Genomic DNA, 24,646 nt, shown 5'->3' on the forward strand with positions numbered 1-24,646 from the left:
AAGTAAGGCAAGCAAGATACCTCAACAATATCGTGGAGCAAGATCACCGTTTTATAAAGAAGCGAGTTCGTTCTATGCTGGGATTGAAGTCATTTCGTACAGCTACTTACATACTGTGTGGCATAGAAGCCATGCATATGATTAAAAAGAAACAGACTCACCAAAGGGTGACGTCTGTCCAAAATCAAAAAGAATTCATCCATCAACTGTTTGGATTAGCTTCATAAGTTAGCAACTTAAAAGAAACTGGTTCTCTATGTTTCTAGGAATAGGTTTTTGCACCAGAACCGTCTTTGTTATTGATATTCCAATAAGTTAACTAAATTTTAATATAGAGACTATGTGCTGATCAGGTCTAACTAGTGCAAATACAAAATCTCTGCCGTCTTTTCTATATTTAGAGGTAGAACCTATATGCAAAAATTCTTCCCAAATAGGATATTCTAAGTCCTGGCACAGATACTCAAAGTACTTTTGCTCCCATTGTGGATGGTATTTACCAATAGAAATAAACATATGTTTAGTCGTATTTTGTTCTAGTGGATGAATCCCTTCCTCATTTGAAATATACGGCATCCTCTTACCTAAGATCCATTTTCCATATGATTTTAAATTACTAGCAGATTTTGAAACATATTGATCTACTGCATTGGAAACTGGTAGAATTTGATTTAAAAGAGCATCTTTCTCAATAGCTTTTTTTTTAAATACTGGAATATATCCAAGGGACTTTAATATAATTGATCGTCCAGTAGCTAGGAATCGATTGCTTATTGCCATATTTCTAAAGATTATAGCATTATTGTCTTGTATTTCGTCAGCTCCCACTTTTTGTTCCCTTGAATAATCTTGGAGAAGTCTAGTAAGATTCTGTTGTTTATTTACTAAAAGAGCCAATCTCCAGCCAAGCCTCCAAGCCCCAAGCACTCCTACCATCATACCTGCTCCTGCAGAGGGCCCCATAGCATGAGCAGAATCTCCAGCTAATACCCATCTTCCTTTATGATATTTATTACTTTGACCCTCACCTAGCCTAAATGCACTTGCCCATAGTATACGTTTAATCTTTGCATTTGGTAGCTTTTCATGTAAAAGTCCTCGAACGAATTCGAAACTACTTGCTTTTTCTCGGTCTTCACCTTTATTTATCCTATAAATCATCCTCCAACGTTTGGGTGCAAAATAAAAAAAGCCATAGGGTCTTTCAGGATCTAAAATAATATTTGAAACATCCTTAGGAAGATCACTATTTAATTCAAAATCTGCAACTCCTGAGTTTAAACCAAAATCCCTCCAATTCTTTTCTATTTCTAACTTTTCTCTAACTATGGTTTTGCTACCGTCACACCCAACCCCAAAAGGAGCATAAATTTTATAGCTTCCACCTTCGTATTGAACTTTAACCATTACATTCTCTTTTGTTTGCCCAATATCGCTTACTTCATGTCCTCTTCTAATTTCTACTAATCCAGTCCCCAGAGCTGCTTTTTCAAGGATTGTCTCCGTTTCATGTTGAGGAAGTTGGAGAGAATAACTATAAGGTGTTTGCAATGTTTTGAAAGGCAAAACAAGGAGTTCACGATGTTGGTTCCTAAATTGATGGAAAGTACGAAAAACCCCTTTCTCATGAAAATCTCCATAAATCCCTAACCAATTTAACAATTCTAATCCCCGAGGCATCCACGTTATTGCTCTAGATTCATCTAATGGAGTGGCTTCTTTTCTTTTTTCAAAAATTAATGAGGAAACATTATAACGAGCTAATATAAGTGATAAAGTCAGTCCTACCGGCCCTCCACCTACTATAACTACCTTATTTGTAATGTTATTCATCTCAATTCAATTTCCACTCCTTTTCAAAGTATGAGTTGGATCCAAATGTTATTAAATATTTACTCCATAATTATTTTATAATACATTAATAAGGAGAATTTCATCTCATCTGGATCCATTTGAGGTATAGATAAAATCACTATTTAAATCTTACTCTTCGTAAAGGATATATATGAAGCTGGTAAAGCTATTAAAAGGATTAAAATCCAAATAATTAATGAGCTTGCATAATTCCCTCCAACAATATGAAATAAGATAATATCCTGAATTGATTCATATACATAGGAAGGAGGGATGATAATATTTAAATTTCTGGCCAATTCAGGTAAAGTAGCAACACTGCTGAATCCTCCCGAAACAAAGAAGAAGGCAAATGACAATATAATTGAAATTGGTAAAGTAATTCTATTTGTCTTTACTAATAATCCTAGAAGAATCCCAACAGCTGAGCTTGAAATAACTACTATTAAAATAAGAACGATAAGTTCAGCTATGTGGTTTTCTATGTGCAAGTTAAATATAAAAATATTAATTAACAATAAAATGAAGAATATTGTTAGAGAGAGTAAACTAGATGAAAGTAACTTTGATATGATGAAATTCCACTTTGAAGTAGGCGATAAAAGTACCTCTTTTATAGTTGTTTCTTCCCATTCCTGAACTACAATAGATGATCCGAATACAACTCCACCAAACATAAGGGAGAATATAAGAACGCCTAAAGCTATATATGTTTTTCGAGGTGTATCATCTGAAAAAGTTGTCTGAAATTCTGGCGATACTAAATCATTCCTAATACTCTTTTCTGCATATTTATCCTGAAAATTTCTTAGAACATGCTCAAGCCTTAATCTTGTATTTTTCGACATATCAGTATTTACATTATACTGATATGTGTTTATAGTCGGGGAATTACCCTTGGCAAACTTTTTATCAAAATCCTCTGGAATATTAATTGCCATAGTAAGTCTACCTTTATGGGCTAATTCATTAGCCTTCTCTTTATCCATTGTAATTATAGAAAAGTAAGGTGAGATATTGGATTTTGCAGATTTTATTTCTTCTACTAACTCTTGGGAATACGGTCCTTCTGACTCAACAACTAAACCAATTGGCCATTTATCTCCATCTCCACTAAATAATATTACAGAAATAAATAATAAAATTAGGGGAGCCATACAAGCCGCAGTAAAAGTTACAGGATCACGTCTAGTGACCTTTAAATCCTTCTTTATTAGCCCTAATATCACATTTAGTTTAATCAATTTTGTCACTCCTTTAATAAACTTTAGGTCTAGGTGCTTGTTTAAGTCCTTTGCTGAGATATAAGGAAGCTAAAAATATTATTACTAAACTTGATCCGAATACAATTAATAGATACATAAAGAAGTTATCTAAAAACTCAGTGTTCATAATTAAGTGGCCGGCCTTAAATGCATAATAAGGTGGCAAAACTTTAGAGAAGTAGTATATATATTGAGAAATTCCTCCCCAAGCTAAACCATCTAAAGGACTAAATCCTCCTCCTATAATTAAGGACACTACTGCAATAATTATATTAATTTGAATTGTAGGCAAAATTCTTTTAGTAAGGGAACCAATTAAGACCCCTATACCTACCCCTAAAAGAGCTGTTATTAATACTAACAAAGATATTAGTAATAAACTTCCGGTAGGTTTAAATCCTTGAACTAAGTAAATTAGTAGATAGATAATACCTCCACTGATAAATGTAGGTATTAAACCAGAAAGCATCTTACCTATTACAAGATAGGTTTTAGATACAGGGGATAGGAGTAATTCCTTAACAGTATCTTCTTCCCATTCCCTTGCGATTAAGACCCCTGTATTAACCATTCCTCCATAGAGAAAAGCGAACACTAGGAGACTAGATGCCATATACGTTAACATAGGTATATCTTTTGGAACCCAAGATTGCTCTTTTATTGATATTTGTTTATCAGTATTGAACTTATTGTGATTATAATAATTTATAAGCTCATCTAATCTTAATTGATAGTTTTTAGTATAATCACTATTCACGTTATGAGTTTTCATAGTAACCTTAGAATTTTCGTCGAAGCTTTCCGGTATAATTACGACAGACATTACTTCCCTGTTATTAAACATATTCATAGACTTTTTAGTGTCTGTAGACACTATCTCCCAATAAGGTGCTTCCAAGTCTCTCTTATCATCAAGTTTCTCACTAAATAATGAAGTGAACTCTTTAGAATTTGCATTATTAGCATTGTCTACAAGCGCTATAGGAACCGTTGCACTTCCCGAAGTAATAATACTAAAGAAAATGTAAAACATTATAGGGAGAATAATGGATATCCCTATATAAAAGGGTTCACGTAACATCAGTCTGGTATCCTTTTTTATTATCGACCATATTACTCTCATTAGTCTCTCAACTTCCTTCCAGTGAAATGTAAAAAGACATCATTTAAGCTTGGTTCTCTCATTGATATTTTTAAAATCCTTAAGTTATTTTCACTTACAATCGAAATAATATCAGGAATAATATCTTCCTTCTCTTCATTTAGAAGTGTCAGAAGATATTTGGGATTTTTGTCTTCAACCTTCTTAACTGATTTAAAACATTTAAAAGGTTCAGCTAGTGACTTCTGATGAGGAGATACTTCTAATTCAATAATTCCTTCCCCAACTTTTTCTTTTAAATTAGATGGAGTACCCATCTCAATTAATTTTCCTCGATCTATAATGGCAAGACGGTCACAAAGATATTCTGCTTCCTCCATAACATTAGTTGTTAGAAGTATTGTTTTTCCTTGCATCCTTAATTCTAATATTTGGTTCCAAATAGCGTTTCTGGCCTGCACATCTACTCCCAATGTAGGTTCATCCATAATAATAATATTAGGATTCGTAAGCATTGCTCTAGCAAGTAGAAGCCTTCTCTTCATCCCACCGGAGTAATTTCCTGCTCTGTCATTACGACGGTCGTAAAGCTGTACAATGTCTAATACTTCTTTAATCCTCTGTTCTTTAACTTTCTTAGAAACATTATAATAATCAGCATGAAATGCTAAGTTTTCATATCCTGTCAATTTCATATAAATAGCTGTTTCTTGAGGGACCATACCTAGAAGTTCTCTTGCTTTATTTGTATTTGCTACGCTATCAATTCCATAAATATATGAGTTACCTTGAGTCGGTTGAGATAGTCCAGTTATACTATTAATTAATGTAGTTTTCCCCGAACCGTTGGGGCCTAACAACCCAAATATCTCACCTCCCTGTATCTCTAAGTTGATATTATCAAGCGCCTTAAAGTTCCCAAAATTTTTCGTAATTCCTATACATTTAATAGCCTTTTCGGACATAAGTATACTCCCTTCTTGTACAAACATTAATTAATTGTTCAATTAATTTTATTTTAAAAAAATTAGTTTAGAACCTTACTAAGCTGTTGGATAGTATTTTGTATATATCTTTCTTCATCAATAACTGGGTTATCACCCTCCATATAAAGTAAATGATGCATAAATGATGCAGTAAGTGTATTTCTAACTGCTACCTCTACATAGTGAAAATCAAGTTTGTATTTGTTTGCAATAAAATAACTCAGTCCTTCAGTTGCTTCTCGAATAAGGTTTATCAAACGTTTTCTAATTTTAGGATTTCTTTGAGCTTCTCCTAGAAACATTGAAATGAAATATGGTTTCTCTTTTAAAAAGTGAAAAACAGCCGTTAAAATATCTTGTAATAGTTCATCAATAGTTAGATCTTCAGTAGAAAACTTTATAATATTATAAAGTTTATGATTTAGGGTATGTTCCTCTATAATCCCCCAAAGTAAATCCTCTTTATTATCAAAGTAATGATAGATTAAACCACTTGTAACACCAGCTTCCTGAGCTATATCCTTTATAGTACTACCAGAGAATCCTTTCCTCGAAAACACTCGTAAACCCGCCTCTATAAGTAAATCTCTTTTCTCTGTATATTTAGTTTTAGTCACTATATAACCCCCTATTAATCATTTAATTAATTGTTCAATTAATTATAAAAAAATATAGAATATAAGTCAATTTTTTCTACCTTTATATTAACCGCTTACATTGGAACTAAAAACTTATATTTAGAATTAGTCAAATAGATCTACGCACTATTAAGCAACATAGATATAAACGATTTAAATGGTTCATTATAACTATGTATACATATTATTCAAAAAATGTTGTGATATGTATAATTTTTGTTTATTATGATTTACGTAGGTATAATTAATCAATTAATTAATGGAATTTTCTTTTAATTTTTTTCGTTTTATTAGTTATAGAAACATATCCCGAATTAATTGTTGAAAGGTGAGTATTGATGGAACATTTGATATTAGAGGCTCTAAATGGTCAAGAGGATAGTAAACGAGAATTGATAGAAAGATTTCATCCCCTAATTATTAAATATGCAAGAACACTAACCTATATGGAACTAGAAGATGCCATTCAAGAATTAAGTATAGTTTTCTTAAAAGCAATAGATAAATTTGAAGTTAGACAATAGGAAGGGATAGATATCTATGTTAAATACTTGTACTGAGAGACAATTCACAAAATATATCATTATGAACCTAACAGGAAAACGATCACGCCTACAAAAATATTACAAATCTAAGGATTATTATGAACAAAACACTTTAAACAAGTGTAAAAGTAGGGACGATAACGAGGACCTTGTTTATAGTATTGCTGAAACAAGGCATACTAACTTGGAAGAGTATGTTGTTCTTAAAACCACTATAGAACAGATTATGAGGCAACTAAAACCTTTAGAATATCAAATCATTAAAAAGATTTATTGGGAAGATAAAAAAATCCAAGAAATTGCACAAGAAATGGATATGGCTAGAAGTAGTATATTTCGGATTAAAAACCAAGCATTTAATAAAATTAGAAATTTTTTAGAAGATTGTGAGACCTTTAACTTAAAAAGTGTCTTTTAGTTATATGTAAATAAAACTTAGGAGGATGAAAAATGATTAAAAGAAGTATTAAAGATATTCAATCTGATATTGTACGTGAACCAGGAGCTAAACAAACAACCTTAAAACGTTTAATTGATACGCCAGACGGAGCAGACCGATTTGTTATGACGTTATTTCATATCGAACCCCAAGGCTCTACTCCTCCTCATTACCATGATTGGGAACATGAGATTGTTGTATTAGAAGGCTCTTGTCAATTGCAATTACCTAAAGAAGAGAAGAATGTAACAATTGAAAAGGGAGATGTCGTTTTCATTCCTAGAAATGAACCTCATGGATTTACTACAAGTGAAGGAGAAGAATGTAAGTTTATTGTAGTAGCCCCAACTGAGCGACCACCTATTCATAACTATTTCTTAAGTGAAAAACCTTATGAATACACATCTAATAAATAGGAGGCAGATTGTTGAATAGTACAGTTGAAAAACTAAACCCTACAGAAGTTCATAAACTTATTACTGGATTTATTTCATCCAAAGCTATATTTACAGGCATAAATTTCGGATTATTCACACTACTCGATAAAGAACCAAAAAGCATCGAGGAAATTGGAAAAAGTTTAGATTTACAACCTCGACCAACTAGAATCCTTGTTCAATCATGTATAGGAATTGGACTGCTTCATAAAAATAATGAACTAATTCATAATAGTTCACTTGCATCAGCCTTCTTAGTTGAAGGCAAACCAGGATATATGGGAAATTTAGCAAAGCATCAAGAGGCACATTACAATAACTTTGTTATGTTAGATGAAGCTTTAATAAATAATACTTCTATTACCGGTAGAGTAAAAAAAGACGGTTATGCCAATGAGGGTGCGGGGGCTAATGAAGATCGTCAAGGGACTCGTACTTTTATTAAGGCTATGCATGCTAGTTCAGTCGTTCAAGCTAAATCGTTAGTATCTAACAGTAGTATAAAGGGTAATCATCTTTTAGATATGGGATGCGGATCAGCAGCATACTCTATTGAATATGCTAAGCAAAATCCTCATGTGAAAATTACTGCAGTTGATTATGGAGCTACTTGTGAAGTTGCTAAAGAATTTGTTAAAGATCAAAATCTTGAAAATCAAATTACATTTATTGAAGGAGACATCTTTAATATTAGTCTACCTGAAAATATAGATACTGTTTTACTATCACATGTACTAGATGGATATGGAAGAGACAAAGCATTCAAAATATTAAAAAAGATCTATACTCTATTGCCTGAAGGTGGAAAATTAATTATGCATGCTCATCTGCCAGAAAGAGCTGAAACCACTTTTCCTTATCTATTTAATTTAATCCTACTAGCTAATACAGCAGAAGGAGAAGTTCATGGTGAACAAACTATACTAGATTGGATTAATGAACTTGGGTTTAAAGACATTACCCTAAAGAAAGTATCACCTATCTCCTCAGTAATCGAGATGTATAAATAGGAGGATAAATAATGGAAAATAAAGAACCGGAATTTCACTTAGTTATATTAAACGATTTTGGTTTACCACATGTTGTTATAGAGCCGGAAAATGAGACTGAAAGTCAAGAGATGGAGGTAGAGTCAGCAAATGGCTGAAACTTATGATGTAATTGTCATTGGAGGTGGACCTGCCGGTTCTAGTATCTCCACCCTATTATCTAGTTGGGGTAGAAATGTTTTATTACTTGAGAAAGAAAAGTTCCCTCGCGAACACATAGGTGAGTCTCTCTTACCTGCTAACTGGAAAGTATTCGATAAGCTAGGAGTTAGTGAAAAGATTAGAAATACATCTTTTGTACCGAAACCAGGGGGAACCTTTATTTGGGGAAAAGATAGAACACCTTGGACAGTATATTTTGGTGAAGTAAATGGATTACCAGCTGCTAGACAAGTAAAAAGAGATGTTTTTGATAAAATCTTGTTGGATAATGCAAAGGAAAAAGGTGCAAAAGTTAAAGAGCAATCCGTAGTCAAAGAAATTATATTCGAAGAAAATCGAGCTACTGGTGTTATCTATGAAAATGGTAATCAAACTTATAAAGCTAAAGCTAAATATGTAGTAGATGCAAGTGGCCAAGATAAATTTTTAGGTAAGAAGCTTAAAAGTATAGAATATAACCCAGACTTTAAAAATGTAGCAGTATGGTCTTATTGGGAAAATGGTAAACAATTAGAAGGACATGATAAAGGAAATGTCATCTACATCACATTCGAACACGGTTGGTTCTGGTATATCCCACTTGATTTTGATAATAACCTAATCAGTGTAGGCGCCATTGTAACTCCAACGGGTCGTAAAGTATTAAGAGAAAAAGGATTTGAAAAATTCTATTTAGATGCTATTAACTCATCTGATACTTTACCTTCACTACTAGAAAATGCGAAACAAGTGGCCAATATTAAAGTTACTAAAGACTATTCTTACCGTAATACAAACTTATTTGGTGAAGGATGGCTTATGGTGGGAGATGCTGCATGTTTTGTAGATCCTATCCTCTCATCCGGTGTAATGTTAGCTACTTCTAATGGAATGATGGGGGCATATGCTTTAAATACCCTATTAGATGAACCTAATGTAGAGAATGATGTTTTTAAACGATATGAAGAAATGTATATACGAAATTATAACACCTTTACTGCATTGTGCAATAACATGTATGACACTCAGAAGAAATCTAAGGAAGATTATTTTTCAGGAGCCCGAAATCTAGTACAACCTAAGCTTGCACATGAAAAGGTAGACCAAACCGGAGATCGACAAGCCTTTATTAGCTTAATTTCTGGACTAAACCAGAAAGACACTGAGAAAGTAATTAACGATTTTATGGAAAAACGCAAAAAAATCGGAAATACTCATACTACTTTTAACGAAGAAACAATGTTTATGGTATTTGATCATATAAATCAAAACCTAAGGGACGAAGGGAAGGACAATACAACTATCAATTCTGAAACAGTAATTGAACTAGACAATAGAGTCGAAATTAAAAATGAGTATTTCGTTCCTGTAATACCAAACGCAAATAAGATGAATAAAAAACGTGTGCTAAAGAATCCATTCGGAGATATTATTCAGTTATCTCCTTTGTTGGAAAATTTAGTAGAGTCATTAAAATTAGACAGACTAAGTGTAACAGAATTGAAAATGATTCTATCAGAGAAGCTTCAAAGTGAAATAAGTGAATTAGAATTAGTTCGATGGTTAAAGCTTTGTCATAATTATGGATTAATTACATTAAATAATCGAGTATTAGGTGCCACAAATGTCTAATATCATTGATTTAAGTTTGCCTATTGATGATAAAGTTCCAGACCCAACATTTGTTAAAAAAAAACAAGTTGAGCACAGCGAAGGTGGAAATTTAGTTTGGAAAAAGGTCTTTTTCCCGAAAAGATCTTCTATTATAGAAAAAATTAGTCGAATCCCTAAGTATCTTAGACATAGGAAGCTACTAAAAAATAGTAGCTTCCCTGACAATATGTTTTTAAGTAATGAATTTCTGTCTCTATCTGTACATTGTGGTACACATATTGATGCACCTTTCCATTTTGGCCCATATTGTGAAGGAGAAAGAGCACCATTTATACATGAACTACCCCTAGACTGGTTTATCTCCGATGGAGTAGTACTTGATTTAACACATAAAGTTCATAATACACTTATAACAGAGAAAGATATAAGAACTGCGTTATCTTCTATTAATTATACACTAAAGCCATTTGACATAGTACTTATAAGAACAGATTTCGATAAATATTGGCCTAAAAAAGAATATTTCACTAAGCACCCTGGAATGTCTAGGGAAGCAACTGAATGGTTGATTGATCAAGGAATTAAAATTATAGGAATAGATACTAATGGTTTCGATCTCCCCTTTATGCAAATGGCAACTAGCTATTTAGTAAATAAAGACTCTAGTAATTTATGGCCTAGCCATATGCTAGGTAGAGAGAGACATTACTTGCATATTGAGAGGTTAGCAAATCTTAGAAGCATTCCAGTATCTCATGGTTTCAAGGTTTCCTGTTTACCAATCTCGATCAAAGATGTAGGAGCAAGTTGGATTAGGGCAATAGCTATAACATGAAGGGAAGTAAAATATGGAAACAGTTAATTCAACAACTAAAGATATTAACTTGAAAGATTTACTTGATCTAAACTATGGATTCGTAAGAAGTAAAGTCTTAGATTTCTCCCTTAAACTTAATCTCTTTGATATTGTGGAATCAACCTGTAAAAATCAAGTTGAAGCTATTTCAGAAATAACGTCTATTAAGAAGGAGAATGTCAAAAAGTTATTAGAAGCCTTAGTATATATGGGATTACTATCTAAGGAAAGTGATATATATTTAAATACCTCAAAATATCTTTGTTCATCAAGTAAAGATTATATAGGAGAACACTTGGCATTAGTCTTTAAACAATGGGATAGTTGGGGCGCTTTAGATACCATCATGTTAAAAAATGAACGAAATGATAATAGTCAACTCCTATTACATATGAAGAAAAAGAGCTATAACCTAGCTTTCCCAATTGTAGAAAGACTTCTGTCTACACTTCCCTATAATTTTGATAACACAAGAGTCCTTGATTATCATTGCGGTGAAGGTGAATGGACATATGCCCTTGCTAAAAAATATAATGAAGCTGTTATTGATGCATTTGATTCCGAGGAATATAAAAAAGTTTTTAACGAACGCATGAAAACTAACTATAAAAATTGTCAAGATAATATTAAATTTATTTCTAGGATTAACGATGAGTATGACTATATTATTCTGTCAAATTTCTTACGTTTTTATGGTGAGGAATACTCAAAAACATTATTAGTTTCATTACAAAGACACCTAAAAGACAATGGAAAAATAATAATATACGATGTATTTCATAGTGATGAAGCTAATGGGCCATCTATTGCAAATTTATTAGACCTGAGCATGTTAGTTAATACCTGTAGTGGTGGAATATTTACTATAAATGAAGCGTGTTCTCTTCTAAAGGAGACAGGTTTTCAAATTGAAAATATTTTTGACACAAAACCCTATCCAATACTCATTGCAAGGAGTGAGAAATATTGAGAAAAGTAGCTATTACAGGAATGGGAGTAGTAAGTCCACTTGGAATAGGAGTTGATAACTACTGGGATAATCTAAAACTAGGTTACACAAAAGCCAAGAATCTAAAGGATATTGAATCATCTCGCCTCTTTCAAGATATAAATAACTTTAATGCTAATGTATCTATAGAAGTTGAAAATTTCTCCCTAAATGATTTATCACGGATCCCTAGTGACATTAAGTCATTAGATCGCTATATTCAATTTGCTGTTTTAGCTGCAGAATTAGCTAAAAATAATAGTAACTTAACAAATAGAAGTAGTGATTTTAATACTGAACGTGTCGGCGTATCGTTATCCACGGCTATTTGCGGAACAAAACATATGGAAGAGGTATTTGTGGAGGTTACGAACAATGGTACAGAGGAAATAGATCCTTCTAAGGGATCCCCCAACCTATATTTATCATCAATGTCTAATACTCCATCTAAAATTATTGCTTCTCTTATTGGAGCTGAAGGTCCATGTACTACTCTCTCTACAGGTTGTATTGGGGGTATTGACGCAATTGGCTATGCATATGAACAAATTTTAAATGGGGATATGGATGTCATGATAGCTGGTGCGTCCGAGGCACCTATTACACCTATTTCTTACGGGGCTTTTGATGTTATAAATTGTCTTTCCACAAAAAACAATCATAATCCTTCTAAGGCTTCTAGACCTTATGACCGCGACCGCGATGGATTTGTTCTTTCCGAAGGGGCCGGTATCATTATCTTGGAGGATGAGGATCATGCTAAAAGACGTGGAGCAAAAATTTATGGCTATATTACAGGGTTTAGTAATACCAGTAATGCTCTACATATGACAGATTTAGTAAGTGACGGAGAAGATTTAGCAAGGGCTATTGAAAACGCCCTAAGTCATGCAAACTTAAAACCAGTAGATATTGATTATATAAATGGACATGGTAGTTCTACCCCCCAAAATGATAGATGTGAAACGAAGGCAATAAAAAAAGTTTTTGGAGAATTAGCTTATTCAATACCAGTTAGTTCTACTAAATCAATGACTGGACATCCCTTATCTGCTGCTAGCGCTCTAGAAATTATAGCTTCTTTAAAAAGTCTAGAAGATAACACCTTACATCCCACTATTAATTACAACTCAAAAGATGAGGAATGTGATCTAGATTATATTCCTAATGTGTCTAGAAAGAAAGAATTAAAAAATATTCTAAGTATTGCTAGTGGCTTTTCAGGTTTACACTCAGCTATTATTCTAGAGAGTTTTTAGAGAGGCGGTAGTAGAAAAATGGACAATATAGTTGTTACAGGTATAGGAACCCTCAATCCAGCTGGAATTGGGGCGGATAATACTTTCGATAATGTATTGAAAGATGACTCATACATTGATTTCATTACCCGATTTGATTCTTCAAAATATAAATCAAATGTTGCTGGAGAAATCAAAGATTTTGTACCTACAGATTATATTTCTAAAAGACTTGTAAAAAAGACTGATCGTTTCACGCAATTAGCTCTAGCAGCCGTACAGATGGCCTTAGACGATGCCCAAATAAATACAGGGGACTTTGATCCCAATAGGCTTTCCCTTATGGTAGGAAATGTTTTAGGAGGATGGGAATTTGCAGAAAGGGAATTAAGGAATTTATGGGTGAAGGGCGAAGAGTATGTAAGTCCTTATCAAGCTACAGCATGGTTTCCAACCTCGGCCCAAGGATATATAAGTATTGCTCAAAACATTAAGGGAAAAGCTCGAACATTTGTTGCGGATAGAGCAAGTAGCGCATATGCACTTCAGGATGCAATTAGTACATTGAATAGAAATGAGGCAGATATTGTACTAGTGGGCGGAACAGAAGCACCCTTATCCCCTTATGGGTGGTTATGTTGCGAGTCTAGTGGTTATTTGTCACCTAATAAAAATGAACCCTCGGAGACGTATAAACCTTTTTCTGAGGAACACAGTGGAATGGTTTTAGGGGAAGGTAGTACTTTCCTAGTTCTTGAAAGACTAAGTCACGCTCAGGATAGAAACGCTAAAATCTATGGAGAAATAAAAGGATGGGGTGTTACAAATGATGCCTATTATCCATATTACACTCATCGTCCGGATGGTCAAAAACTTGCAAGATCAATGCAACAATCCATTGATCGAGCTTCAATTTCTCCAGAAGAAGTAAACCTGCTATTTTTACATGGAACGGGGATTCCTTCAGAGGATGCAACTGAGGTTTATGCATACAGAGAGGTCTTTAAGGATGGCGATAAACCTATTTTAACCTGTCCTAAGGCTTCCTTTGGTCATCTTTTAGGTGCTGCAGCTGTAACTGACATTATGCTTTCCTTATTATCTATTGAAAGAAGGCTCATCCCACCAATCATCAACTTGGAAACACCAGCTTATGGATTTGATGATTTGAATTTCGTCACCAAACAACCGTACAAACAAGATATTAGCAATGCTCTTATTATTTCGAGAGGTATGGGCGGAAACAATCTAAGTTTCGTTGTGGGGGGGGTTAGTTCTTGAACGGTATTGGTATAGATTTAGTGGATGTTGAAAGGATTAAAACATTATATGAAAGATGGGGGATACGACCTCTACAAATGATTTTTACACAGGAAGAACTTAATTTAACAAAGTCTAAAACTCAAGACTTTAATTGGAATTCACTTGCTGGCCGTTATGCTTTAAAGGAGGCTATAATTAAGTCTTTACCTAACACACAAATCTTCAGTTTGAAAGATATTGAAATCTTGAGGGGCCATTCGAAAGAACCAGTGATAAATCTTAAGGGAAAAGCAGCTGATTCTTTTTCCCATCTACAATGGAGATGTAGTATTTCGCATGATAAAAACCTAGCAACTGCTATTGCTATGAATATAGGGGGATCTCAATGAAAACAGAAATAAACGATATTATGCTACAGATTGGTTTTGAAACTCAAGACTTAAATGATGACTTTTCTTTAATTGATGATTTAGGAATTGACTCAACAGAATTAGTAGAACTAGCTTTTCAAATTAAAGATAAATTAAATATTCTCCTAACTCTAGAGGAACTAAAGGCATTGGAGAACTTGAGGGATTTATATAATCTAGTAGAACTTAAGGGAGAGGATACTTATGCCAAGAATAAATAATAGCATTGTAATACGAGAAGATATTGAAAAAGTGTTCAATATTACAAATGATATTAGCAAATGGAATGAGCTATTCAGCGATTACCACAATAATAAGATTTTGAATGTTGAAAAAGAAGGTAGATTTACAAAGATTGTATTTGAATTAGGTAAGGGAGATAGTACTTGGAAATCATATAGATTATTAGACCATAAAGAATACACAGCAATTGCACAACGCATTGAACCAATGTTTCCTTTCCTTTATATGCATTTAACTTGGTATTATGAACATCATCCGGAAGGTACTTTAATGACCTGGGTACAAGACTTTGAACTTGACCCTGGCTTTAGAGAACCATTAGATAAAGTGACAGAGAAAATGGATAAAAACACTAAAATTAATCAAGAAAATATTAAAAAAACTATTGAAGAGAATATGCATTCTCTTATTAAATAATATGCGGAAGAGCAAGATAATAAATTTTCTGATTCCTAGCTTTTTTGGTTTATGTATCCCCTATCTATTTTATATCTTAATACCTATTAATGTGCCAATTAATCGTTTTATATGGTTTTTTCTAATAAATTCAGCAGGTTTAGGCTTTATGATCTTTGGAATCCTCAATGTAATAGTGAGTGCTAGGATAATTTACGGTCATTTGGATACCCCATTATGGGATAAACCACCTGAGAAATTAGCTGTCTACGGACCTTATAAGTATTGTAGAAATCCCATGACCTTGGGGTTCCTAGCTATCCTTTTAGGTGAAGGACTGTTTTTTAAATCTATTGGTATTTTAATCTGGACAGTTATATTTCTAATCATATCAACATTTTTAATTATAAAGATTGAAGAACCGAGCCTAAGACGGAAATTTGGTAAGGAATATGATAATTATTTTCATAAGACACCTAGATGGATTAACCTTAACTATTCCTATCATAAACAGAATAATTATAAAAGAAATCTTTAGTATTCTGTTCTTATAGACTACTCTCTTATCGTGAATAGAAAAGTATCCATACTCCTAATCATATTATCTATGTCTTCCCTAATTAAGAATAAATTATAAAAGATATTTTTATAAAAATCATCTATTTGCGTCCATTACCCAGGGATTAATTATTTGGGAAGACATTAGTATTAGGGAAAGAGGAGGTGTGAATTCTTTAAAGAATTCACACCTCCTATATTTTATTGAAAAAACTTAAGCTTTACTCAAGATAGTAAGGGGGATTCCTAGCATATGACGTTTATTTTATCCCTAGCTTTGATATTACTTTTGACAAAACTTTCTGGTCATCTATCGGTTCGTTTGGGACAACCACCTGTATTAGGAAAGTTAATTGTCGGAATTTTGTTGGGTCCTGCGGCTTTAGATTGGATTCACAACGACCAATTTATCTACTATTTCTCTGAAATTGGTGTCTTACTACTTATGTTTATGGCGGGTTTAGAAACAAATTTACACCAACTTAAAAGTAATTGGAAACCCATACTTATGGTAGCTATACTGGGGATCCTGTTCCCTTTTATCGGGGGAGTAGGATTAGGGGAATTATTTAATTTAGATAGAACTTCTTCATTATTTATGGGTGTCCTACTATGTGTGACATCTGTAAGTATCACTGTGCAAGTGCTTAAGGATTTAAATAAACTAAACTCTAAAGAAGGTAATATTATTCTAGGCGCTGCAGTAATAGATGCAATAATTGTTGTTGTATTATTAGCTATCTTAATTAGTTTATTTGGAATAGATAAGGATATTTCTCTAACTGACCTTATTGTTAAGAAGATAATGTTTTTCATTGTGATCATATTAGTAGGTTGGTTTATAGTACCAAAAACCTTAAACGTGATGATGAAATTAAAGGTTTCAGAACCTTTAGTCTCTACAGGATTAGCAATTTGTTTTAGTTACGTCTATTTTGCAAACCTAATGGGGATGTCCGGAATGATAGGTGCTTTTGCTGCTGGCCTCGCCATCTCACAGACTAATCACAAAGATACAATTGTAAGTAAAGTCGAACCGGTTGCATACTCCATATTTGTACCAGTCTTTTTCGTCAGTATAGGATTGAATATATCTTTTAAGAATATGGATAATCAACTAATATTTATAGCAACATTCTCCTTAGTTGCTATTTTAACTAAGCTGATAAGTGGGGTATGGGGATCCAGATTGTCAGGATTACCTACGAAATCTTCGCTACTTATTGGATCTGGAATGATATCTAAAGGAGGAGTAGGATTAGTGATAGCGTCTGCTGGGCTTCAGAATTCACTATTAACGCCGGATTACTTCACTCCAACTATCATAATAGTGGTTATTACAACATTAATATCCCCACCTCTTACTAAATATATTATTCAATTTGAAAGTAAAATGAATAGAAGGAATTCAGTCTTAAAAATATACAAAAATAATGTATTAGGTAAAGAAAAAAAAGCAAAATAATGAATTTAATACCTCATTCCTTTTCCCTAGACAAATAACCCCCAAATTAATCTAGGATTATCTATTCTAAATAACAGTAAAATTTATATATTATGTATACTTCTCTTTCCCGAAAATAAGATAGGGATTCTTTATAAACTAACAATATGTAAGATTCTAAAGAAGGTGTTGAATTATAATAAATTATCGGAGTACACGTAAGAGAACATTAAAACCAACTTTGGAATTAATAAAGAAGAAAGGTTTTAAGGGGACCGCTACACGTGAAATTTCAAATGAATCCGGAGTAAATGAATCAACGTTATTTCGTCATTTTAAGAATAAGAAAGGAATTTCAATATCTGCTTTTGAACAATTCTCATATATTCCTACCTTTTCAAAATCTATAAGAGAGGGAGTACAATGGTATTTGGAAGAAGATTTATTGATGTTCTCTAGATTATATCAGCAAATTCTAAGGAGAAATGAGAATTTAATTGTAGTTGGTTTGAAAGAAAAAAACTTTTTCCGGAGCTTGAACAACAAATCACGGGATTTCTAAGAGGATTAAAAGATATTTTGATACAGTACCTTAATAAAATGAAGGAAAGAAAAATTCTCATTAGAATTATGTAAACTAGAAATGCATATACAAACAGGGTTTCATCCCTTTTTTCTTATATATTAACGTAAATGTAATTCCTTCATCATTATAATCGTACATATCAGATGCTGTTGTTCCATATGCAATACATGTATATTGATCTATTGTTGTATATATAGGCATCTTCTTCTTTCCTTTTTACTAGTCAGTCCCTACACTCACTAAAGTGAGTATAGATTATTGATAAAATGTAAACCTGTTAAGTTTATGAATGTCCTTAAATTATCGGATAACCTTATTTTAATCTAAAAGCCGTATCACTTAAGAGTGATACGACTTTCTTTAGTATGAACTATTTGTATTCAAGGAGCGAAATAGTTTATTATCTTTCTAATTTCCTTTGGGATTCTTGCTCTTTTGCTGAATTGACTCTTAAGGCAGAGGCTAGTAGGATTAACATGCTTACTAATCCAATCCATACTAAGACAGAAACAGGAGTGTTCCAGCTTAATCCTTTTTCGAAGAAAAACAATTCACGAAGTCCGTCTACCATGAATTACATCAGCAACCAAGAATAAATCCAATTCCGATAAAGCGAAGACATCATTTCAGGAGCCATGGCGATTAAAGGTGACCCAAAGAATAATAATAAGGCAAATACAGGTACTCCTTTAATACTAAAAATGATAGGACAGCTGAAATCATTAAGAAGAAGCTAAATGCCGTAATTGTTAAAAACAAGGCAGTATCCGCAATATCAAGCCCTACCATTCCATCTGCTATCCAAGTAAAGCCCAATCCAACGATAAGAGCTACAATAGCCCCCATTAAAATTTGAACAATTTTTATCTCAAATTTCTCCATTCTACTTTTGATCGGCATTTTACTAACAGCAACAAAGATGATAGCTGTACTAACCATAATGGCCATCCACAGGGGTGGGAATAAATAAACAGGGGCATTTCCATTTGTACTATTCATATCGACCTCATTTACGTTTATAACGTTTTTCTTAATAGTCGTTGCTAAACTAGATGACTGTACGACTGTTAGATTGATTCTTTGTTTGTTAGACTCCTCTAGTAGTTGAGTACGAACATTACTATTCAGATTATCTAATACTTGATTTAATACCTGCCCCGTCAATGTAGAAGCAGCCGTATTCATTCCCTGCTTAATAAATATTTTTATTTCAGGTGAAGAAGGTGTTGGGGTTCGTAGTGAAGCTAGCTTTGTATTAAAATCTTTTGGAATGACTAACGCTCTATAATGCTTTTAGTTATCTAAGTCTTTTTGTAATCCCCCCAACATTTTCCGTTTTATAACAGATTCGTCATCTGTTGTAGACGTCTTTTGGATGGTTTGATCAATATTTTTTCCCATATTGATCTTTGGTTGATTAGGGATATCTAAGCCTTGATCTTCATTAACGATGGCAACCGGAAGATTTTTCGGTTGAGATTGCACCTAAGGAAATAAGATTAGAGAAAAAATAAAAATAACGATCAATGCAATAACGGGCGATAATAATAAGAATTGAATTATAAGTCTAAATCAATTCTTATTCAATCATCAAAAATCTTAATTGTGTTGGTTATAGAACACTTATAAATAATGTGTTGGATAAATACTCAAGGAGGATAAAAAATGCGAGATAGTAATAGAGATTTACGCGTTATGCGAACAAAAGAATCGATTCGGGATTCCTTAGTAGAATTAATAGAAGAAAAGGGATTCAAAGCTATAACAGTCAAAGATATTACAACAAGGGCGAACATAAACCGAGGGACCTTCTATGCCCACTATCAGGATAAATTCGATTTAATGACTAAGTGCCAAGAAGAGATTATGAGCGAGATGCTTAGAATTGGGAAAGAATATTTTCCGCAGGCTATAGAGGAACTTAGAACTTCAACTCTTACATCAAAACCATTTACCCTTACTGTATTAATGTTTGAATACTTAAACGACAATAGTAGATTTATGAAAGCTATTTTAGGACCAAAAGGGGATTTATCTTTTCAAACCGAGTTAAAAAAATTTATGTGGAATACTCTATTTGAACATGAAATGGTTAAACAGGAAAATTTGTGCGTTCCAGAGGAATATTTAATTTCCTATGTATCTTCAGCCCATATTGGTGTAATTCAGCAATGGTTAAATAGTGGGGGAAAAGAATCTCCTGAAAAAATGGCGCAAATCCTATTGACCATAACGGCTAACGGACCCTTTGTTGCAGCAGGTTTGAAAAAGTAATCATAAGAAAAGGGGTATTTTCCTTGGTAAATAGATTTTTAATGTGAAATTATAAGGAATAATACAAAGAAACCAATCTATAAAAGGACAAATATGTGAACTTAGATAACCATTCCTTCCATCTCGTTGATCGTCTACTTTCTTATGTTAATTTTTGGAGTTAAATAAAGGATGTCATACACATAAGTATTACATCTTTTTAATTCACTTACTCTTTCTCTACTCTATAAAATTGTTGTGAGCGAACTCACTCTTTTCCATAAACCGTCCGTAAAAGTATACTTTTACGGACGATTAAAGAACAGCATAACTGAACAACAAGATTTAATAAATAAACCTTAGTGAAGGAACACTATGCACTGAGGTGGTCATATGATAAAGAAAACATTATTTTTGATAGTTTTAGTTTTTATATTAACTGTACCTACCACATACTCGAATGCGTCTGATTTACCTGAAGATTTGTTAGAAGAAGAATTAATCAAGCTATTGCAGGAACCCATTTTGTCTGTTGTAGGGACAGGTTGGTTTAGTGGTAATGAAAAAATATTAGAAATCAAACAAGCCAAAAAGAACAAGGATGTTTTTTTCATAACAGTTCAAGTAGTAACCTTTGAAGGGCCACATAACCCACCTTATATGGAAGAGGTCATTACTTTTAGAATTAAGGGCAACAAGGTGAACCCAATTGATTATTTTAACAGGGTTATACCTGAAAGCGAATGGCATAAATTCGAAATACCTTAATTGATTCCTTCAATGGTCTAGGGACTTTAACGAAATAAGAAAACTCCAATACATTTGGGGTTCCCTTTCAACATCTTGAACATCAACACTATCCTTTAAGCTAGCTTAAATAAAAGTATCGGATTCAATTCTTCTTTTATTTTCAAATTCAAAGACATAGGCTGGCGTATTACCTATAACTTTAAACCCATCCGGACAAAGACAAATCCCTGTATCTTCAGATAAAGCAATTACAGGTTTGTTATACTCATTCATATAACTTTTGATTAAATGATCGTTTTCCATTTGATAATGACACCATATTGAATAATTACCAATAAGATTTAATCCATCGAAATCTTGTGAATTTAGGATATTAGAGTCCATATGAGCACAGGTCATAATATTCGACCCTAATACTATGGCTCCTGCACTTCCTCCATAGACCACGCCTTTGTTTTCTACATACTCCTTTAAAACCTCATCAAAACCAAAGTTGCGCAAATCATTTAGTAAACTAAATGTATTTCCTCCACCAATATATACAGCAGAGAATTGATTTAAATCTTTAATTGATTTATTTGATAAATCTGTCCACATAACAATGTTTTGAACTCCTAGAGGATTTAATGTGCTATTTATCCATTCAAAGCATGATTCATACGAAATGGCCCCTTTTAGTGCAATAGGGATATATAATAACGGTTTACTTAAATTAACCTGACTAACAAATTCTTTATCAATTTCTTTCGTTTGTTTTGCATTCCCACCACCTGATAAAAATAGTTTAGTCATAAAATCCCCCCTTATCTAATCTATACCATATAAAAAATTAGTTAACATAATCCTCGAAAACAGAAGTTAACTATTGGATTCTTTTATTTTTATCAGGAACATTATCAAAGACATCTTCCTCTGTATCAAATCCCTCGGGATTCCAACATTCCTCTGGATATCCTTCTTCCTCAAATACTGTTCTTAAATGTTCAATGGCTTCATACCAGGTATTAAATTGCAAAAAGGAATATGGAGGATGACCTTCATCATTCCAAACAATCCATGTCCCCTTTGATAATTGTGTGGCAAAATAAGAAGCATCAGGAGGGATTTGAAAGACTTCAAACGTACTCTCCATAACTTCATTCCAGGATGCAAAACCTAATTGCTTCGCAAAATCCTCATAATTGCCACTCAAAAATGTTTTGAGGAATTTAAACATACGGTCCATTAATTCCTTTCCTCCTTTTAGCATTTAATCTATAACATATACAAACTTAGTTTACATAAGCTAAATTCTAGGAAGTAATAAAAGCTGAAACTCATTAAATTACAACGAGTTTCAGCCTTTTCTTGCTCTTTAAGTATACTTTTACAGACATAATATTCTATTAAGAGGAGCCTTATATACGTCAATTGAATATATTTTATATAAAATCTTGCTCACTACAAAGAACTATATATGGTCGATATATAAGTAATTTAATTTCCCTAGACCTGCTCAAAAGGGAATAAAAGGGACGAAATTTACTTATTTTATCTTTAGGAAGACAGTATGGTTAAAACTTCTTTTCAACAGGTTTTCATCTTCTCCAGTTAGTTCATGTAAGTTTTAAATAATAATCATGTATACTTTCTTAATAACTAACAGAGGAGAAAGGATAATACTTATGAAACAGCATTTTTCAATTGGGGAAACAGCCCGTCTAAATAACATTTCGATTCAAACATTGCGCTATTATGATAGGATAGGCATTTTCAAGCCTAATTATATAAATCCACAGACTGGTTATAGATATTACCATGTTAAACAGTTCTTCTATTTAGATGTTATAAAGTATCTGAAGTATATTCGAACTCCGTTGGAAGAAATTCGAAATATCATCTCATGCACCCCTGAGCATATGCAAACCTTTCTTGCTGAGCAAGAAAACGTTATTGAGCATGAAATAGAAAAACTCGAGCGCGCTCGACGATTGCTTCAAAGAAGAAAAAATCAACTTAAGGAACAATTAGAAATATGCAGAAAAAAAGAAGAAGGGTTGATTTATTTTCGACATATAGAAAAACAAACTATTTTAAAAGTCGAAACAACTCAAGTTAATCCTCATGATCAGCCAGATTTACATGTGAGAAAATTATCTGAGGTTTTAGAAGAAAAAGGAGATATGGTCGATAATCATTATGGTTGTATTTACGACTTAAAGTCCTATAAGAATTCCTACGATATTTATTACACCAGTATTTATACGACCATTCCTAAAGAAGAACAGATAAATATAGTGGACAAAGCCATTAGTTTAGATACCATTTCATCTGGCGAATATGTATGTATTTCATTTGATTGGTCTACAGAATATTATAATTCATATTATCAAAAACTTTACCGTTATATTGAATCTAATGGTATCCAAACAGAGGGAGAAGTATATGAAGTTTCTCTTCCTATCAACTATAGTTCATTAAGAGAAGAACAGTTTCTTACAGAATTAAGAGTATTAACAAAGTAACTAACTCTTGACCCTATAGTTACTATAGGATTTATTCTTTGTTATGTAATTCTTATAAATGTTTGAAAGGAAGGATATTTAATGACAGAACATAAAGAAGAAAAAAATAAGACACTTCGATTACTTATGCCACAATGGCAAGGCGGAAATAATCCTCCCTATTTTTTAGGAGCACACTTATTAAATTGGCTTGCTCCGAGCACAAACGCTATACAACAAGAAGTACCGGTTTCTTTGAATGAAGAAGGATTAAAAGTAGAAAAGGGAATTTTTGCGCGCAGCACCTTATTGAAGCAACTTCATGATGCTGCAGATATTTTAAAAAAGCATAATCCTGATCGAGTTGTTGTGTTTGGGGGAGACTGCGGTGTAGATTTGGCGCCGATTGCCTATTTAAATGATAAATATGATGGAGATGTAGCTATACTATGGATTGATGCCCATCCTGATGTAAATTCTCCTGAGTATTTCGAGAATCATCACGCTCATATATTGGCCAACCTACTAGGCGTTGGAGATGAAGAGTTTGTGGCGGCTGTTCCTAAACTAGTTGATCCTAATAACGTGCTATATGTTGGATTAAATGATTGGCAGCCATCAGAAAAAAAGGTAATGGAACAGTTTAATTTAAGTGCCGTTTTACCAGAGGATTTGGTAGAGGATAGTTCATCTGTACTGAATTGGTTAGAAACCGTAAATCCAGCTAAAGTGTTTATTCATTTTGATTTAGATGTTCTCGATTTAAGGGAATTTCGTTCTCTTTTGATTGCAAATCCGAATACTTACGATGAAATGAAGGAGAAAGTGTCAAAAGGTTCTAGTATTGAAACCATTATACGTGTCCTTCAAGATGTTGCAAAATCCCATGACATTGTAGGACTAGGAATTACAGAACATTTTCCGTGGGATGCCTATGCTTTACAAAACATGTTACAGCGCCTTCCTTTAATAGGCGACATCAATAAAGATGACCAACCTACATTTAACTGGATTTTCTAACACGAATGTAGAGAAGCATATAAAAAAGAAGGGATTTGATATACCCTTCTTTTTTATATGTTATCTACTCTTAGTTACACTTTTATAG

At 33.0% G+C, this 24,646-nt stretch carries 28 protein-coding genes and 1 pseudogene; 21 read left to right on the forward strand and 8 right to left on the reverse strand.

Features of this window, described 5'->3' with window-relative positions:
* Positions 1-227 (forward strand): DDE-type integrase/transposase/recombinase (locus MOC86_RS25750; protein WP_268586750.1); only part of this gene is annotated, 227 nt, incomplete at its 5' end.
* Between the two features lie 88 nt (positions 228-315).
* Here MOC86_RS25750 and MOC86_RS25755 read toward each other — a convergent pair.
* From MOC86_RS25755 to MOC86_RS25775, 5 genes are all read right to left on the reverse strand, one after another.
* On the reverse strand, positions 316-1,833 hold the full coding sequence (locus MOC86_RS25755) for an FAD-dependent oxidoreductase (RefSeq protein ID WP_268586751.1): 1,518 nt from the start codon (positions 1,831-1,833) through the stop codon (positions 316-318).
* 143 nt (positions 1,834-1,976) lie between these two features.
* Positions 1,977-3,098, reverse strand: a complete 1,122-nt coding sequence (locus MOC86_RS25760) for an ABC transporter permease (protein WP_268586752.1) — start codon at positions 3,096-3,098, stop codon at positions 1,977-1,979.
* Between the two features lie 13 nt (positions 3,099-3,111).
* Entirely contained in the window at positions 3,112-4,242 is a 1,131-nt protein-coding gene (locus MOC86_RS25765; RefSeq protein ID WP_268586753.1) for an ABC transporter permease, read from the reverse strand.
* Positions 4,242-5,186: an ATP-binding cassette domain-containing protein gene (locus tag MOC86_RS25770; protein ID WP_268586754.1), complete on the reverse strand. Its 945-nt coding sequence runs from the start codon at positions 5,184-5,186 to the stop codon at positions 4,242-4,244. Before MOC86_RS25770 ends, MOC86_RS25765 begins: the two co-directional genes overlap by 1 nt.
* A 62-nt stretch (positions 5,187-5,248) precedes the next feature.
* Positions 5,249-5,824 (reverse strand): TetR/AcrR family transcriptional regulator, encoded by a 576-nt coding sequence (locus MOC86_RS25775; RefSeq protein WP_268586755.1) that lies wholly within the window; start codon positions 5,822-5,824, stop codon positions 5,249-5,251.
* Between the two features lie 359 nt (positions 5,825-6,183).
* Between MOC86_RS25775 and MOC86_RS25780 the strand changes: the two genes are divergently transcribed.
* The 16 genes from MOC86_RS25780 (at position 6,184) to MOC86_RS27590 (ending at position 18,028) form a co-directional block, all read left to right on the forward strand.
* Entirely contained in the window at positions 6,184-6,369 is a 186-nt protein-coding gene (locus MOC86_RS25780; RefSeq protein WP_268586756.1) for a helix-turn-helix domain-containing protein, read from the forward strand.
* A 16-nt stretch (positions 6,370-6,385) separates the two neighbouring features.
* Positions 6,386-6,808, forward strand: a complete 423-nt coding sequence (locus MOC86_RS25785) for a sigma factor-like helix-turn-helix DNA-binding protein (protein WP_268586757.1) — start codon at positions 6,386-6,388, stop codon at positions 6,806-6,808.
* Positions 6,809-6,840: 32 nt separating this feature from the next.
* Positions 6,841-7,245, forward strand: a complete 405-nt coding sequence (locus MOC86_RS25790) for a cupin domain-containing protein (protein ID WP_268586758.1) — start codon at positions 6,841-6,843, stop codon at positions 7,243-7,245.
* Positions 7,246-7,256: 11 nt separating this feature from the next.
* Positions 7,257-8,276: a methyltransferase gene (locus MOC86_RS25795; protein ID WP_268586759.1), complete on the forward strand. Its 1,020-nt coding sequence runs from the start codon at positions 7,257-7,259 to the stop codon at positions 8,274-8,276.
* An 11-nt stretch (positions 8,277-8,287) separates the two neighbouring features.
* Positions 8,288-8,413 carry a hypothetical protein gene (locus MOC86_RS25800; protein WP_268586760.1) on the forward strand — a complete coding sequence of 42 codons (126 nt, stop codon included), beginning with the start codon at positions 8,288-8,290 and terminating at the stop codon, positions 8,411-8,413.
* Positions 8,406-10,088: an NAD(P)/FAD-dependent oxidoreductase gene (locus MOC86_RS25805; protein WP_268586761.1), complete on the forward strand. Its 1,683-nt coding sequence runs from the start codon at positions 8,406-8,408 to the stop codon at positions 10,086-10,088. The genes MOC86_RS25800 and MOC86_RS25805 overlap by 8 nt, the downstream gene beginning before the upstream one ends.
* Positions 10,081-10,905 carry a cyclase family protein gene (locus tag MOC86_RS25810; protein ID WP_268586762.1) on the forward strand — a complete coding sequence of 275 codons (825 nt, stop codon included), beginning with the start codon at positions 10,081-10,083 and terminating at the stop codon, positions 10,903-10,905. The genes MOC86_RS25805 and MOC86_RS25810 overlap by 8 nt, the downstream gene beginning before the upstream one ends.
* Before the next feature lie 13 nt (positions 10,906-10,918).
* On the forward strand, positions 10,919-11,896 hold the full coding sequence (locus MOC86_RS25815) for a class I SAM-dependent methyltransferase (RefSeq protein WP_268586763.1): 978 nt from the start codon (positions 10,919-10,921) through the stop codon (positions 11,894-11,896).
* Entirely contained in the window at positions 11,893-13,173 is a 1,281-nt protein-coding gene (locus MOC86_RS25820; protein WP_268586764.1) for a beta-ketoacyl-[acyl-carrier-protein] synthase family protein, read from the forward strand. The genes MOC86_RS25815 and MOC86_RS25820 overlap by 4 nt, the downstream gene beginning before the upstream one ends.
* Positions 13,174-13,191: 18 nt before the next feature.
* Positions 13,192-14,433, forward strand: coding sequence for a beta-ketoacyl-[acyl-carrier-protein] synthase family protein (locus tag MOC86_RS25825; protein ID WP_268586765.1), 1,242 nt, complete (start codon positions 13,192-13,194; stop codon positions 14,431-14,433).
* On the forward strand, positions 14,430-14,804 hold the full coding sequence (gene acpS / locus MOC86_RS25830) for a holo-ACP synthase (protein WP_268586766.1): 375 nt from the start codon (positions 14,430-14,432) through the stop codon (positions 14,802-14,804). Before MOC86_RS25825 ends, acpS begins: the two co-directional genes overlap by 4 nt.
* A complete protein-coding gene (locus tag MOC86_RS25835; RefSeq protein ID WP_268586767.1) occupies positions 14,801-15,046 on the forward strand; it encodes an acyl carrier protein in 246 nt (81 codons plus the stop codon). Before acpS ends, MOC86_RS25835 begins: the two co-directional genes overlap by 4 nt.
* Positions 15,030-15,485 (forward strand): SRPBCC family protein, encoded by a 456-nt coding sequence (locus MOC86_RS25840; RefSeq protein ID WP_268586768.1) that lies wholly within the window; start codon positions 15,030-15,032, stop codon positions 15,483-15,485. The genes MOC86_RS25835 and MOC86_RS25840 overlap by 17 nt, the downstream gene beginning before the upstream one ends.
* A 1-nt stretch (position 15,486) precedes the next feature.
* A complete protein-coding gene (locus tag MOC86_RS27585) occupies positions 15,487-16,002 on the forward strand; it encodes a methyltransferase family protein (RefSeq protein ID WP_419146692.1) in 516 nt (171 codons plus the stop codon).
* A 273-nt stretch (positions 16,003-16,275) separates the two neighbouring features.
* Entirely contained in the window at positions 16,276-17,487 is a 1,212-nt protein-coding gene (locus MOC86_RS25845) for a cation:proton antiporter (protein ID WP_268586769.1), read from the forward strand.
* Between the two features lie 220 nt (positions 17,488-17,707).
* Positions 17,708-18,028: a TetR/AcrR family transcriptional regulator gene (locus tag MOC86_RS27590; RefSeq protein ID WP_419146693.1), complete on the forward strand. Its 321-nt coding sequence runs from the start codon at positions 17,708-17,710 to the stop codon at positions 18,026-18,028.
* Positions 18,029-18,452: 424 nt separating this feature from the next.
* On the opposite strand, the pseudogene MOC86_RS25850 reads toward MOC86_RS27590, so the two are convergent.
* A pseudogene (locus MOC86_RS25850) lies at positions 18,453-19,615 on the reverse strand (YhgE/Pip domain-containing protein).
* A 102-nt stretch (positions 19,616-19,717) separates the two neighbouring features.
* Between MOC86_RS25850 and MOC86_RS25855 the strand changes: the two are divergent.
* A complete protein-coding gene (locus MOC86_RS25855; protein ID WP_268586770.1) occupies positions 19,718-20,326 on the forward strand; it encodes a TetR/AcrR family transcriptional regulator in 609 nt (202 codons plus the stop codon).
* Between the two features lie 372 nt (positions 20,327-20,698).
* Positions 20,699-21,073, forward strand: a complete 375-nt coding sequence (locus MOC86_RS25860) for a DUF3888 domain-containing protein (RefSeq protein WP_268586771.1) — start codon at positions 20,699-20,701, stop codon at positions 21,071-21,073.
* Between the two features lie 105 nt (positions 21,074-21,178).
* On the opposite strand, the gene MOC86_RS25865 is transcribed toward MOC86_RS25860, so the two are convergent.
* On the reverse strand, positions 21,179-21,847 hold the full coding sequence (locus MOC86_RS25865) for a Type 1 glutamine amidotransferase-like domain-containing protein (RefSeq protein WP_268586772.1): 669 nt from the start codon (positions 21,845-21,847) through the stop codon (positions 21,179-21,181).
* 70 nt (positions 21,848-21,917) lie between these two features.
* A complete protein-coding gene (locus MOC86_RS25870; RefSeq protein WP_268586773.1) occupies positions 21,918-22,280 on the reverse strand; it encodes a hypothetical protein in 363 nt (120 codons plus the stop codon).
* Positions 22,281-22,719: 439 nt separating this feature from the next.
* On the opposite strand from MOC86_RS25870, the gene MOC86_RS25875 reads away from it, so the two are divergent.
* Both MOC86_RS25875 and MOC86_RS25880 read left to right on the forward strand, forming a co-directional pair.
* Entirely contained in the window at positions 22,720-23,559 is an 840-nt protein-coding gene (locus tag MOC86_RS25875) for a MerR family transcriptional regulator (RefSeq protein ID WP_268586774.1), read from the forward strand.
* An 81-nt stretch (positions 23,560-23,640) separates the two neighbouring features.
* Entirely contained in the window at positions 23,641-24,558 is a 918-nt protein-coding gene (locus tag MOC86_RS25880) for an arginase family protein (RefSeq protein WP_268586775.1), read from the forward strand.
* The last annotated feature ends 88 nt before the right edge of the window (positions 24,559-24,646 follow it).

This window comes from Priestia endophytica, assembly GCF_026790145.1.
Taxonomy (GTDB): Bacteria; Bacillota; Bacilli; order Bacillales; family Bacillaceae_H; genus Bacillus_I; species Bacillus_I endophytica_A.

Excerpts from the sequence above, each read along its gene's own strand:
- MOC86_RS25755 (WP_268586751.1), bottom strand. The coding sequence starts at position 1,833 with ATGAATAACATTACAAATAAGGTAGTTATAGTAGGTGGAGGGCCGGTA.
- MOC86_RS25765 (WP_268586753.1), bottom strand. The coding sequence starts at position 4,242 with ATGAGAGTAATATGGTCGATAATAAAAAAGGATACCAGACTGATGTTA.
- MOC86_RS25770 (WP_268586754.1), bottom strand. The coding sequence starts at position 5,186 with ATGTCCGAAAAGGCTATTAAATGTATAGGAATTACGAAAAATTTTGGG.
- MOC86_RS25780 (WP_268586756.1), top strand. The coding sequence starts at position 6,184 with ATGGAACATTTGATATTAGAGGCTCTAAATGGTCAAGAGGATAGTAAA.
- MOC86_RS25785 (WP_268586757.1), top strand. The coding sequence starts at position 6,386 with ATGTTAAATACTTGTACTGAGAGACAATTCACAAAATATATCATTATG.
- MOC86_RS25790 (WP_268586758.1), top strand. The coding sequence starts at position 6,841 with ATGATTAAAAGAAGTATTAAAGATATTCAATCTGATATTGTACGTGAA.
- MOC86_RS25800 (WP_268586760.1), top strand. The coding sequence starts at position 8,288 with ATGGAAAATAAAGAACCGGAATTTCACTTAGTTATATTAAACGATTTT.
- MOC86_RS25805 (WP_268586761.1), top strand. The coding sequence starts at position 8,406 with ATGGCTGAAACTTATGATGTAATTGTCATTGGAGGTGGACCTGCCGGT.
- MOC86_RS25810 (WP_268586762.1), top strand. The coding sequence starts at position 10,081 with ATGTCTAATATCATTGATTTAAGTTTGCCTATTGATGATAAAGTTCCA.
- MOC86_RS25815 (WP_268586763.1), top strand. The coding sequence starts at position 10,919 with ATGGAAACAGTTAATTCAACAACTAAAGATATTAACTTGAAAGATTTA.
- MOC86_RS25825 (WP_268586765.1), top strand. The coding sequence starts at position 13,192 with ATGGACAATATAGTTGTTACAGGTATAGGAACCCTCAATCCAGCTGGA.
- MOC86_RS25835 (WP_268586767.1), top strand. The coding sequence starts at position 14,801 with ATGAAAACAGAAATAAACGATATTATGCTACAGATTGGTTTTGAAACT.
- MOC86_RS25840 (WP_268586768.1), top strand. The coding sequence starts at position 15,030 with ATGCCAAGAATAAATAATAGCATTGTAATACGAGAAGATATTGAAAAA.
- MOC86_RS27585 (WP_419146692.1), top strand. The coding sequence starts at position 15,487 with ATGCGGAAGAGCAAGATAATAAATTTTCTGATTCCTAGCTTTTTTGGT.
- MOC86_RS25845 (WP_268586769.1), top strand. The coding sequence starts at position 16,276 with ATGACGTTTATTTTATCCCTAGCTTTGATATTACTTTTGACAAAACTT.
- MOC86_RS25855 (WP_268586770.1), top strand. The coding sequence starts at position 19,718 with ATGCGAGATAGTAATAGAGATTTACGCGTTATGCGAACAAAAGAATCG.
- MOC86_RS25860 (WP_268586771.1), top strand. The coding sequence starts at position 20,699 with ATGATAAAGAAAACATTATTTTTGATAGTTTTAGTTTTTATATTAACT.
- MOC86_RS25865 (WP_268586772.1), bottom strand. The coding sequence starts at position 21,847 with ATGACTAAACTATTTTTATCAGGTGGTGGGAATGCAAAACAAACGAAA.
- MOC86_RS25870 (WP_268586773.1), bottom strand. The coding sequence starts at position 22,280 with ATGGACCGTATGTTTAAATTCCTCAAAACATTTTTGAGTGGCAATTAT.
- MOC86_RS25875 (WP_268586774.1), top strand. The coding sequence starts at position 22,720 with ATGAAACAGCATTTTTCAATTGGGGAAACAGCCCGTCTAAATAACATT.
- MOC86_RS25880 (WP_268586775.1), top strand. The coding sequence starts at position 23,641 with ATGACAGAACATAAAGAAGAAAAAAATAAGACACTTCGATTACTTATG.